The sequence below is a fragment of the Clostridium sp. CM039 genome (assembly GCF_055081075.1).
Genome location: NZ_CM143649.1, coordinates 24,855 through 37,214 on the forward strand (window position 1 = coordinate 24,855; position 12,360 = coordinate 37,214).

General features: G+C 30.7%; 13 protein-coding genes. 7 read left to right on the forward strand and 6 right to left on the reverse strand.

Features of this window, described 5'->3' with window-relative positions; genetic code table 11:
- Position 1: 1 nt before the first annotated feature.
- On the reverse strand, positions 2–706 hold the full coding sequence (locus ACWJJ2_RS00115; RefSeq protein WP_220286711.1) for a cytochrome c biogenesis CcdA family protein: 705 nt from the start codon (positions 704–706) through the stop codon (positions 2–4).
- Positions 707–1,085: 379 nt separating this feature from the next.
- On the opposite strand from ACWJJ2_RS00115, the gene ACWJJ2_RS00120 reads away from it, so the two are divergent.
- Positions 1,086–1,352, forward strand: coding sequence for a metal-sensing transcriptional repressor (locus ACWJJ2_RS00120; protein ID WP_165414088.1), 267 nt, complete (start codon positions 1,086–1,088; stop codon positions 1,350–1,352).
- Positions 1,353–1,376: 24 nt separating this feature from the next.
- Positions 1,377–3,815, forward strand: a complete 2,439-nt coding sequence (locus ACWJJ2_RS00125; protein ID WP_462953694.1) for a heavy metal translocating P-type ATPase — start codon at positions 1,377–1,379, stop codon at positions 3,813–3,815.
- A gap of 171 nt (positions 3,816–3,986) precedes the next feature.
- On the opposite strand, the gene ACWJJ2_RS00130 is transcribed toward ACWJJ2_RS00125, so the two are convergent.
- Entirely contained in the window at positions 3,987–4,646 is a 660-nt protein-coding gene (locus ACWJJ2_RS00130; RefSeq protein WP_462953695.1) for a 3-oxoacid CoA-transferase subunit B, read from the reverse strand.
- A gap of 33 nt (positions 4,647–4,679) precedes the next feature.
- Entirely contained in the window at positions 4,680–5,396 is a 717-nt protein-coding gene (locus tag ACWJJ2_RS00135) for a CoA transferase subunit A (protein ID WP_462953696.1), read from the reverse strand.
- A 619-nt stretch (positions 5,397–6,015) separates the two neighbouring features.
- On the opposite strand from ACWJJ2_RS00135, the gene ACWJJ2_RS00140 reads away from it, so the two are divergent.
- On the forward strand, positions 6,016–6,186 hold the full coding sequence (locus tag ACWJJ2_RS00140; RefSeq protein ID WP_462953697.1) for a hypothetical protein: 171 nt from the start codon (positions 6,016–6,018) through the stop codon (positions 6,184–6,186).
- A gap of 118 nt (positions 6,187–6,304) precedes the next feature.
- Here ACWJJ2_RS00140 and ACWJJ2_RS00145 read toward each other — a convergent pair whose 3' ends face one another.
- From ACWJJ2_RS00145 to ACWJJ2_RS00155, 3 genes are all read right to left on the reverse strand, one after another.
- The gene (locus ACWJJ2_RS00145; RefSeq protein WP_462953698.1) at positions 6,305–7,213 is read right to left on the reverse strand and encodes a DNRLRE domain-containing protein; all 909 of its coding nucleotides are present in this window, start codon (positions 7,211–7,213) and stop codon (positions 6,305–6,307) included.
- A gap of 64 nt (positions 7,214–7,277) precedes the next feature.
- The gene (locus ACWJJ2_RS00150; RefSeq protein ID WP_216301670.1) at positions 7,278–7,619 is read right to left on the reverse strand and encodes a hypothetical protein; all 342 of its coding nucleotides are present in this window, start codon (positions 7,617–7,619) and stop codon (positions 7,278–7,280) included.
- 75 nt (positions 7,620–7,694) lie between these two features.
- Positions 7,695–8,063 (reverse strand): YmaF family protein, encoded by a 369-nt coding sequence (locus tag ACWJJ2_RS00155; protein ID WP_258280786.1) that lies wholly within the window; start codon positions 8,061–8,063, stop codon positions 7,695–7,697.
- Positions 8,064–8,606: 543 nt separating this feature from the next.
- Here ACWJJ2_RS00155 and ACWJJ2_RS00160 point away from each other — a divergent pair.
- From ACWJJ2_RS00160 to ACWJJ2_RS00175, 4 genes are all read left to right on the forward strand, one after another.
- Complete coding sequence (locus ACWJJ2_RS00160) at positions 8,607–9,371, forward strand: CPBP family intramembrane glutamic endopeptidase (RefSeq protein WP_462953699.1); 765 nt, start codon at positions 8,607–8,609, stop codon at positions 9,369–9,371.
- A gap of 530 nt (positions 9,372–9,901) precedes the next feature.
- Positions 9,902–10,600 (forward strand): 4'-phosphopantetheinyl transferase family protein, encoded by a 699-nt coding sequence (locus ACWJJ2_RS00165; protein WP_216301673.1) that lies wholly within the window; start codon positions 9,902–9,904, stop codon positions 10,598–10,600.
- Between the two features lie 42 nt (positions 10,601–10,642).
- Entirely contained in the window at positions 10,643–11,359 is a 717-nt protein-coding gene (locus ACWJJ2_RS00170; RefSeq protein WP_216301674.1) for a thioesterase II family protein, read from the forward strand.
- A gap of 120 nt (positions 11,360–11,479) precedes the next feature.
- Entirely contained in the window at positions 11,480–12,346 is an 867-nt protein-coding gene (locus ACWJJ2_RS00175; protein WP_216301675.1) for an alpha/beta fold hydrolase, read from the forward strand.
- Positions 12,347–12,360: the final 14 nt, after the last annotated feature.

The window sequence follows — 12,360 nt, forward strand, 5'->3', positions numbered from 1 at the left end:
ACTAAAAATTAATAAAATTCATGTATTGACTTAATATGGCTAATTTGTTTGTGAAAATCATAACCCCCATTATTATCATTAAAACGCCACTTATTATGGAGATTATAGGAAGATATATTGAAAATTTTCTAAATTGTTTAGTAAAGCTTCCTATGGCCATGGCAGTTAAAATAAATGGAACAGCAAGTCCTAGGGAATACATTATCAAAAGTAAAACCCCTTTACCTATAGAGTTCATACTTGTAGCATAGATGAGTATTGAAGATAATATAGGACCAATGCAAGGTGTCCAACCTGTGGCAAAAGCCATTCCCATTATCACTGAGCTAAAAGGACCCTTGATTTTATCGAAATATAAAAATCTTTTCTCACGATAAAACAATTTTATTTTAAATAATCCAATAGTATGAAGACCAAAAACAACAATAATAGTTCCTCCTACTTTTCTAAATAAATTTTTATGGGTAATTAGTAATTTACCAAGGGATGTTATAGAAACTCCCATTAAAATAAAAATAATAGAAAAGCCTAATACAAATCCAAAGGATTTATATAAAACAGAAAGTTTAGCTTTGCCATCCTTTAATTCTTCTATGGAAGAACCAGTTAAATAGCTTATATATGCAGGAACTAGTGGAAGGACGCAAGGAGATAAAAATGATAGAAGACCTGCAGAGAAAGCTAGTAATATTGATATGTCATTCAAAAGTAAACACCTCCAATTTAGTATTAAAAAATGAGTTAATAAATCAAATAGGTCATTGAGCTTGAACGTAAAATACGAAATAATAAAAATTCCTTTCTATGAAAAAAATCATAACTATAAACATTATACTAAAAAGATGTGGAGATTTTATGTGCTTATGTAAAATAGATTTTTAAAATAGGGTTCTTCATAAAATCTACATAATAATTAGGTATTATGTGGTTATAGAAATGAAAAGGAGCTGTTTAAATATTAAAAATGCCAACAAAATTATGATATTAATGATCAATTAGTTATAAATTATGTTTATATTATATAATTTATGGTGTACAATACAACTAGATAGCACCCCCTATGGGGGGGGTAAGGAGATGTTTAAATGAATCAAGAAAAAGTAAGGGCATTACAATCGTTGAAAACTTCAAAAGGACAAATTGAAGGGATTATAAAGATGTTAGAAGGCGGAAGATATTGTGTAGATATATCTAACCAAATAATTGCAGCTCAATCTCTTTTAAAGAAAGCTAATTTATTAATATTAAAACAGCATTTAAGTCATTGTGTTAAGGATGCTGTACTTAGTGATAATGGGGATGAGAAGATTGAAGAGATAATTGATTTACTCTCAAAGATTATGGATAAATAATAAAGTTATAGGAGGCAATATAAATTGGAAACAAAATCATTGAAAATTGAAGGAATGACCTGTTCAGCATGTGCTAAGACTATAGAAAGGGTTTCGAAAAAATTACCAGGGGTTTACGATGCAAGTGTAAACTTTGCTACAGAAAAATTAAATATAAACTATGAAGAGTCAAAAATTAAATTATTAGATATACAAAGAGCAGTTGAAAAAGCTGGGTACAAAATAGTAGTGCAAACAACTAATAAAACCTTAAAGATAGAAGGAATGACTTGTTCGGCCTGCGCTAAGAATATAGAAAGAATAACTAGAAAAATTAATGGAGTTGTGGAATCAAATGTAAACTTTGCCACAGAAAAACTAACTATTTCTTTTGAACCATCATTAGTAAGGACAGTAGATATAAAGAAGGCAATCGAAAAATCAGGATATAAGGCTCTAGAGGATGAAAGTAATGTAGACGCTGATAAAGAAAAAAAAGAAAAAGAGATAAAGTCTTTATGGAATAGATTTTTAATGTCTGCAATATTTGGAGTTCCATTGTTACTAGTTGCAATGCTACCTATGATTATTACATTACCTGAAGCTATTAACCCGATGATGCATATGGAGACTTATGCTATTTTACAATTGATACTTGTTCTACCAATAATGTATACAGGTAAAAAATATTTTATAGTTGGCTTCAAATCATTATTTAGATTAAGTCCAAATATGGATTCACTTATATCTATTGGAACCTCTGCGGCATTTTTATATAGTTTATTTGCTGTATTTGAAATAACGATTATGGGAAATATGGATTATGAAATGTATTTTGAGTCAGCAGGAGTAATTTTGACACTTATAACTCTTGGGAAGTATTTAGAATCAGTAACTAAGGGGAAAACCTCCGAGGCAATTAAAAAGCTTATGGGGCTTGCTCCAAAAACTGCAATGATAATTCGCGGTAATAAAGAAATAGTGATTCCAATTGATGAAGTAGAAGTTGGAGATATAGTAGTAGTGAGGCCTGGCGAGAAAATGCCTGTGGATGGTGAGGTAATAGACGGAACTACATCAGTAGATGAGTCAATGCTTACAGGTGAGAGTATACCAGTTGAAAAAAGTATTGGACATAATATAATTGGTGCAAGTATAAATAAAAATGGATCTATTAAATATAAAGCAACTAAAGTTGGTAAGGATACGGCACTATCACAAATAATAACCTTAGTTGAAAATGCTCAAGGCTCAAAAGCTCCAATAGCTGCAATGGCAGATGTTATATCAGGTTACTTTGTGCCTGTGGTTATAGGACTTGCTCTAGTTTCGTCATTAGCTTGGTTTTTATCTGGAGAAACGGCAGTGTTTTCTCTAACAATATTCATTTCGGTGCTTGTAATAGCGTGCCCTTGTGCTCTGGGCCTTGCAACACCTACAGCAATAATGGTTGGAACAGGAAAAGGCGCAGAGTATGGAGTGCTTATAAAAAGTGGTACAGCGCTCGAAACTGCACATAAAATTCAAACTATAGTATTTGATAAGACTGGAACACTTACGCAAGGAAAACCAAAGGTAACTGATATAGTTACGGTGGAGGGTGCTTCCGCGGAATTCTTACTTCAAATAGCAGCCTCTGCTGAAAAAGGATCGGAACACCCACTAGGTGAGGCTATAGTTAAAGACGCAGAAGAAAAATCATTAGAATTTAAAAAAGTAGAAAGCTTTAAAGCTATACCTGGTTATGGAATAGAAGTTAGTATAGATGGTAATAAAATAATATTAGGAAATAGAAAACTTATGATAGAAAGTGAAATTTCTTTAGAAAAATTAGAAGATGTTTCAAACAAACTAGCTGAAGAAGGTAAGACTCCAATGTATATTGCCATAGAAAATAAGTTAAGTGGAATAATTGCAGTTGCTGACACTGTTAAAGAAAATAGTAAAAAAGCTATAGAGAGACTCCATAGTATGGGAATAGAAGTTGCCATGATAACTGGTGATAATAAAAGGACTGCAGCAGCTATTGGAAAGCAAGTTGGTATTGATAGAATATACGCAGAAGTTCTGCCAGAGGATAAAGCAAATGAAGTTAAAAAACTTCAATCAGAAGGTAAAAAGGTTGCTATGGTTGGAGATGGAATAAACGATGCTCCTGCACTTGCACAGGCTGATATTGGTATAGCTATAGGTTCTGGAACAGACGTTGCAATGGAATCCGCAGATATAGTACTTATGAGAAGTGATTTAATGGATGTACCTACAGCGCTACAGTTAAGTAAGAAAACTATAACAAATATAAAGGAAAATTTATTCTGGGCTTTTGGTTATAATGCATTAGGAATCCCAGTTGCGATGGGAGCACTGCATTTATTTGGAGGTCCGCTTCTAAATCCTATTATTGCAGCACTTGCAATGAGCTTAAGTTCAGTTTCAGTATTAACAAATGCTTTACGATTAAAAGGGTTTAAGCCATTAAGATAAAATTCATGAGAAAAATATAAATCACAATTAAATTTAAATATGAAAATACCCAAGTATTTTTTAATAAAACAAAACTCCTACTTATAAAAGTGGGAGTTTTGTTTTAGAAGATGAGCAGTTTCGCAGAAGATGATTTAATTCTAGTATATAAACAATTTTGAAAACAAACATCTACAACTGATATACAGCTACCTTATCAGAAACTGTAAAATCAGCTTCTGTAATACTACGAATGTCCTCAACATTTAGGCCTTCAAATATTTCAGTAAGTACCAGTCCAGTAGGCGTTACCTCAAATACTGCTTTTTCAGTAACGATAACATCGACTACACCTTTACCTGTAATTGGAAGAAGGCATTTTTTTAGTATCTTAGATCCACTCTTACTAGAATGTTTCAATGTAGCAATAACTTTGCGAGCACCATTTACTAAATCCATAGCCCCCCCCATGCCTGGTGCAAATTTTCCTGGAGCAAGTGGCATAGCCCAGTTTGCAATGCTACCCTCTTCATCTACTTCAAGTGCGCCCAGTACTGTGGCGTCAACATGCCCTCCACGAATAATGCAAAATGATGTAGCCAAATCAAAAACCGCAGCTCCGGCTAGTAAGCTAATAGGTTGACCACCAGAGTTTGCAATATCCGGATCTTCCTTGCCTAGTTTTGGAGTAGGGCCAAACATTAAGCAACCGTTTTCGGATTGCAATATTACTTCCACACCCTCAGCTAAATAATTGGCAACTGCTGTAGGCATTCCAAACCCTAAGTTCACTACTTGATCATTACTTAGTTCCTTAGCTGCCCTCCGAGCAATTATTTCTCTTGCTTCCATACTTAATTACCTCCTTTGATTTATAAAAAACAATTATTTTAATTGATTAGAACGAACCCACAAATTAGTATATACTTGTTTATGTTCATCAAATGAATGGCCTTGTACAACGGCTTGTACAAATACACTTGGTGTACCTACGCATTCAGGTTCAATACCACCAACATCAACTATTTCATTCACTTCGGCTACTGTATAGTCTGCACCCATTGCCATAATTGGATTGGTATTAATGGCTAAGCCGCGATATTGTATATTTCCTAATCTATCGCCTTTATAGCCTTTAATAAATGCAAAATCAGCCTTCAGCGGCAATTCAATTAAATACATTTTATCCTCTATTATAAGTTTTTGTTTACCGTATTCAACTAATGTACCTACACCGGTAGGGGTAAGAACACCACCTAACCCAGAACCAGCTGCTCTAATTTTTTCAACAAGACTACCCATTGGAAAGTATTCAATTTCAATATCTCCGTTTTTAAATTGCTCCAACGCAAGCTGGCAAGTGCTAGAATGGGCAGTTATTAATTTTTTAACTTGCTTGTTTTTGTACAATCGTGCAATGTCAAAATCCTGACCGGGATAAGAGTTAACTACTGATATTATAGTTAACTCTTTAACACCTTTTTCTACTAATTTGTCAATTGCTTTAAGCGGTGCACCCACCCCTAGAAAGCCACCAAACATAATTGTCGCTCCATCGTGAACCTTTTCCATTACTTCATCTAAATCCATAACTTTGTTCATGAAATTATCCCCTTTCACTAATAGCTTGATATATAAACTTATAATGTATCGGTTAAATCATCTCCTACGGAGCTGAAATGTCGTTAAATTTATGGGGGTATATTTTTATTAGCGTACGAAATATCTATTTTCGCGTACACGGCCCATAGTATATCTTTTCGGTATAGTTTTATTAGTAAGATTAGGTATGCATAACTAATTTTTATTGCATACCTAATCTTCTTCATCTACTAGTTGTCTAAAATTTATACTTTCTAGTTATGCATTTAAATTCTTTTGTACTTTTGTCATAGCTCTATGCATAAATGCATAGACCACTTTTATTCAAATTACAAAAGGGTGGATCAATTACACATCTATTACTTCTATACATCTAAGCAATATGGGTTACTGCATCAACTGTATTTGTAAGGAATTTACTTAAGTGTACATATAAACTATATATATTTATCATACTATGAATGAACAAAAATTATTACATTAATTTCAAAATAACAAAAAAAAAAGAAAAACATCTATGCAATCTCCTGTTACAATTAAGTCACGACACAAAACATAACTTATGCTATCCAAAGGGAGCTTCTAAAAAGTATAAATCAGATATTAATAGAACAAAATCATGGATATATTTAGTCCATATGAATTTGAACCAGTATCTCAAGTATCTATTGATGATGATTGGTCAGCAATGCGTTTCTGTCATGTTGATAATATAAAGACAATGAAAAGAAAAACTGCAGTTACTGAAAAGGGAAAGGAACGAATGAAGGACAATAAAGGTTGTAAATAGGTATTACTGTACACGATTTACATATATATTGTTAATATGTAATTGTTAGTTTAATAGCTGACATCATCTAGAAATGGATTATTTGTGAGCTACTACCACTTCTATAAGTGGTGGTAGTTCACAGAAATAGTTCTGAATTTCCTTTATAAGCTCCATAAAAATCTACATTTTCAGTATCTCCTGGATTTGCTTTTGGAAGAACAGGAATATTATAAATTTTGTCTATTGCAAGTGGAGTATTGCTTGAAGAATTATCGTATTCATCAGTAATATAATAATTATCAGCATGACCAGTACCGTTTCTAGTTACCGCCAGTTTTACAATTGATTCATATATTGCCATTGGTGCAACTATTCCGGTAACTTTAACCTGTCTTGTTGTTGGTATTCCAGGATTTGGATTAGAATTGCAATTGCAGGGACAAGGATAATATATTACCTTCATTGAAGTATGATTTTCGATATTATGATTACATTCATCTTTAAAACTAGTATGTCTTTCTTGTATTACGATAGTATTTTTTATACAATAAATTACTTTTATAAATGGAATTAAATTGTTATCATTACACATGGCCGAACCAAAGTTAGTGATAAAATCATTATTTTTTTTACACAGAATTATACCCTTGTTTGAATTTGAATTCTTGAACCATAGCGAAACAATCTTAGTAAGATTCGCTGTAACTGATATTTTAGAAGTTATGGGATATATGCTACCTTCAATAAGATGGTTAACTTTCGGAGGATTTTTATAGGTAGTGTAATTGCTAAAATAATCAAAAAGCGGATATATATTAATACATTTTTTTTTATTTTTATAAAAGTTATCAGTTTTAAATAATACAATTTCTGCATTGGTTATTTCAGCATTATTTGGTATTGTGGAGATATCAAAAAATAAAAGGCTTGAATAAGTATATACTCCATCATTTCCTACGGTTATATAATCTTTATTTATGTTTCCAGTAGGAATTTTATTTGTTAATGTAAGACTTTTAGTTGATGGTATTATAATACTTTCCACTTTTGTTACACTCCTTATCTTATAACACAAACAAAGCCTGCCAAGGCTTTGTTTGTGTTTATTATTATGCTATTGGAATCATAGCTCCTTCAAAAGCTCCACCATCTCCAGAGATTAATAATGTCACTGGCTTTGGTGTTGATAAAAGTTCATTAGCTGTTAGTCTGGGGGTAATTGCCATATATACTTCGTCGGGTGTAGTCGAGAAGTCTGCACCAGCAAGATACTCCTTTGTTACATAAAAATATCTATGAGTAGGCGTAAGCGGAGTAGTAATATTATCTAGAACATCCAAAGTTATAGTTACTGCATAGGTTGGAGAATCAGTACCAATCTTACCAGTAAGCTGTATTTCTTGAACAGAAGCAGTTTTAGGGCTTCCAAAATCTAAAGTTAGTGCTGCCATATATAAAGACTCCTTATTTTTAATTTAAGCTTTTTATTGCTCAATACATAGTATCGCATTTTTAGTATTTTGTGACTAAAAAGGAGTATTTATACTATTTTTTTCTTCGAGTATTGGGGAGTCTATAAGTGTAACAAATATTAATTTATGGGAATGGAAATCATTTACGGATGTAGTGATTTTTACTAAATGAACATGTTTTCCATTACCAACAGGTATCTGAAGGCCAGAAGTTGCTTCGAAATAATGTAAGTGATCAAAACAATCTGTTCTTGACTTAACTTTATGAATATGTCCACCTGAAACAGATATTGCAGGACTGGATACTCCAGCAAATCTATGATTAGGAGGTGTTTCCTCTAATTCAGCTATTGTAGTGCTACCTTCAAACTCATGGACATGAAATTGTTTTTTTTCGGAATCACAATGATCTTTATCATCGATATTGTCATTAAGTTTTTTTTCGAAATCACAATGATCTTTATCATCGATATTGTCATTAAGTTTTTTTTCGAAATCACAATGATCTTTATCATCGATATTGTCATTAAGTTTTTTTTCGAAATCACAATGATCTTTATTATCGATATTGTCATCAAGTTTTTTTTCGAAATCACACTGGTCTTTATCATCGATATTGTCATCAAGTTTTTTTTCGAAATCACACTGGTCTTTAACGTCGACTATATCATCATGTTTTTCTTCAAAATCACACTGGTCTTCACAATCGTCTTTTTCGACACACCAATCTTCAGGATGATACTTTGTTTCTATATTTGGCATAACATCGCTCCTTAGATTATTTAGTATATAATACGTAGATTGATTAAAAACGATACTAAAAGTAAAAGCCCGTGGTAAAATAATGTTATAATCTTCATAAGAGTTGCTTCGCAAGTGTAGATTAGTGTGAAGAATAGCAAGGATTTAAATATATAAAACAAAGATAGTGTTTACACTATCCAAACATAGAAGGAGGTGTTGTCAATGAGTAGGAGGACTAAAAAAGTATTGTACTTTGTAATGTTGACATATATTATTACACTTTTATTTTATTTAATGCTTCAGGTTATTGGAGGGAAATCAAGTCCGATTGCTGTCGATTTATTAGGAGTACCAATGATTCTACCTTTTATATCAGTTATTATTGTGCAAAAATTTATCTTCAAACAGAAATTAAAAGGTTGTCTTGGCATTTCTTTTAGACCTAATTCTTGGTTTTTATTTTCAATATTATTACCTATGTTAATGGCATTGGTTATTAATGTAATTAGTATTATCCAGTTTAACAACATAATTTTTTCAAAAAAAACATTTATAATAAATATAATAATTGGTCTGTCTATTTCAGCTGTTTCAGCATTAATAGAAGAATTAGCGTGGAGAGGTTTTTTGTTTAATGAGTTGAAACATATAGGTATGATTAAATCATCATTACTTATAGGCTTTATATGGGCAGTGTGGCATACTCCTGTTAGCATATGGTATAAGTATACCAATAATCCGATTAAAGGAGCAATTATTAATTTTATACAAATGTTTGTTATATCTATAATTATTACTTATATTCGTGAAAAGTCAGAATCTATATTTGCAGCGGCTATCATGCATGGAATGTTTAATACAATGATTTTATCAAGTAATATGGATGATTTTAAAGTTGTGGTAATAAAGATTTTATCGGGTATATTGGTTATAACTGTATTGTTTACATACGATTTTTATAAAAAAAAAATGCATCTCTGCTGTTAGTAGCTTAGTGCAGGCACAGAAGTTCGAAAGCTATAAGAAAAATAAGCGTGTAGATTTGCAAACTAATTACATATTAAAAAATTATTATACTTCTTTTATTAAGAGTGGATTTTATCCTATATTTAGGGTTAAAATCCACTCTTTATTTTTTTGAGGTAATCAAAAAAATTGAAGCTGGATCAGTATCATATGCTAAATATCTTCCATAACTTCAAAACATCGATTGCATAATTCATGTATAAGGAATAAAAAAGGTATGGTTGCTGATGCTTATGTATAATTATAGGCAAATATGTATTATATTCAATTTAATTTGCAAATTTTGATATAATATGTTATATTCTTAGAAAGAAGTTTATAATTTGCAATTAATAGAATTATTAGGTCGAAACATAAAAGTGTAATCAGATGAGAATTTTCTAAAAAACATAAGTTACATAAGATTTAGATTAGAAATAGACTTTTAGTTTCAGTCATAATATCACTCATTATAAAAGAAAGAGTGTTAATAAGTGAGGAGATATATATTAATGATAGAGGGTTTTGCGGTTAATATTAAAGATGAATTTTTAGATATTAATATAGAAAAAATAACAGAAAGACTGGATAATTATGGACAAGACTTAAAACGTAGCTTTAAATATAAAGAAGATTTATTTAGAACTTCAATTGGAGAAATGCTAACAAGAACAAAAATGTGTAGTATATTAGGTATTTCCAATAAAGACCTTAAGTTTTTTAAAAATAATTATGGTAAGCCATACATAATAAATAACAAAAATATATATTTTAATATATCTCATTCAGGAGAATGGGTTGTAGGGGTATTTTCAAATTATGAAATCGGTATAGATATTGAAATAAATTTAGATTTACAAGTGGATATTGTAGATGCATGTTTTACAAAAAACGAGAAAGAATATGTGTATTTTGGAAATAAGAATAGTAGTATAAGTAGATTTTATGAGATATGGACACTAAAGGAAAGTTTTATTAAAGCGCTTGGAAGAGGTTTATCTATTCCGCTAGATAGTTTTGAGATATCAAAAGACAAGCTTGAAAAGGACTTATGGATTAATTCTGATAATCCTAATAACATATATTATTTTAAAATATGTAAGTTTCATAATGAATATACAATATCAATAGCTACTCCTATGAAAATATTTCCAAACGAAATAAAAATAATTAAGGTTGCTGAACTTTTCAGTGAGTTTATTAGATTGTAAATTAACCGATGGATTTTGATGTAAATTAAGGGGGAGAAGAATATGAAGGTAAAGTTATTTTGTATTCCATATGCAGGAGCGTCAGCAACTGTATATTTAAAGTGGAAAAAACAATTAAATAAAAATATTGAGGTTCATGCAGTAGAATTACCAGGAAGAGGATTAAAAGCTAATGAACAACTATGTACAAACATTGATGACATTGTTGAAGAAGTATTTAAAGAAGTATCGCAAGAAATTGATGAATATTCGGAATATGCTATTTTAGGACATAGTATGGGAGGCTTGATTGCATATGAACTTTATTACAAATTAATGAAGTCTAATTATAAAAGGCCAGTACATATTTTTATATCTGGATCTAAAGCGCCACAGTTAAGAATAGAAAACAGGGATAGTTATAAACTACCATTAGATAAATTTAAAGAATTAATATTAAAATATGGACTAACTACATCAAATGAAATTTTTATAAATAATGAAGTTATGGATTTTTTTCTTCCTATTTTAAGGGCAGATTTTAAAATCGGAGATACATATAATTATATAAAAAAAGAAAAAAAAATAGAGAGTGATATGACAGTATTGGTAGGAACTAAGGATGAGAGTATGAGTATAGATGAAGCCAACGCATGGGAAGAACTTGTAACTTCCAATTTTAGATTGAAAAAATTTAACAGCGGTCATTTTTTTATAAACGATTATGAAGACGATGTCATAGAAGATATAAATAATACGTTACTTTCCAAAATGAATTAAAATATATGGCATATTTTAAATTAATTCAGTACATTAATAATTTTTACTAGTACATATTTAAAAAGTTAATTATGTAGCAGAAATTTATAACTATAGTGTACTTAGGAGGAGGATACTGTAATGTTAAAAAAAATAACAGTACCTGGAAATATATACGAAGTTGATGGGTGTAAAATGCATTTATATTTAGTTAATAGAAAGAGTGTAGGAACTGCGATTCTTATTTCAGGAAGTGGAACTACTTCTCCATATGCAGACTTTTATCAACTGCTAGATGAATTATCGAAAAGTATTAGTACATGCGTTTATGAAAGACCAGGATATGGGTTTAGTGGAACAACTAATTCAATAAGAGACATAGATACAGTTGTAGAGCAATTGAGAAGTCTTTTAAAAAAAGCATCGATTACACCTCCATATATATTTATTGGGCATTCAATGGGATCATTAGAGAGTATTAGATTCTCGCAATTATATCCAAATGAGGTTATGTTTGTAGCAACAATTGATGGCATTAGCCCAATATATGCTAAGAACTTTAAGAGGAGTTTTATTCAAAAATTAGGCAGCAATTTAATTAATAGGTGCATTACTTCAGATTTAATGAAAAAAATGCGTTATACATCTTTAGCAAATAAAATTTTTGTAGATATAGATGGATTACCAAAAGAAGTACAGGATATAAAAATACAAATGGCAAATGAAAATGCTGGAAGCAATGAAATGAAAAGAGAACTTGATATGTTGAATAGAAATGGAGAGAAAATTAAATCAGGTATAAGACCTACAGAAATTGATTTAATCAGTTTTAGTTCTGTAAATAACGGATATGAAAATTGGGAGGCTGTTCAAAGTGATTTAGAGAGCTATTTTAGTCTGAAAAGCAAGGTTGTTTATAGTGATTGTGACCATTATATTCATCACAAAAAATATAAAGATATAGCAAAAACAGTAGTTGGATTTTATAAACAAGTTCTTAAGAAATAATACATTTTATAAAA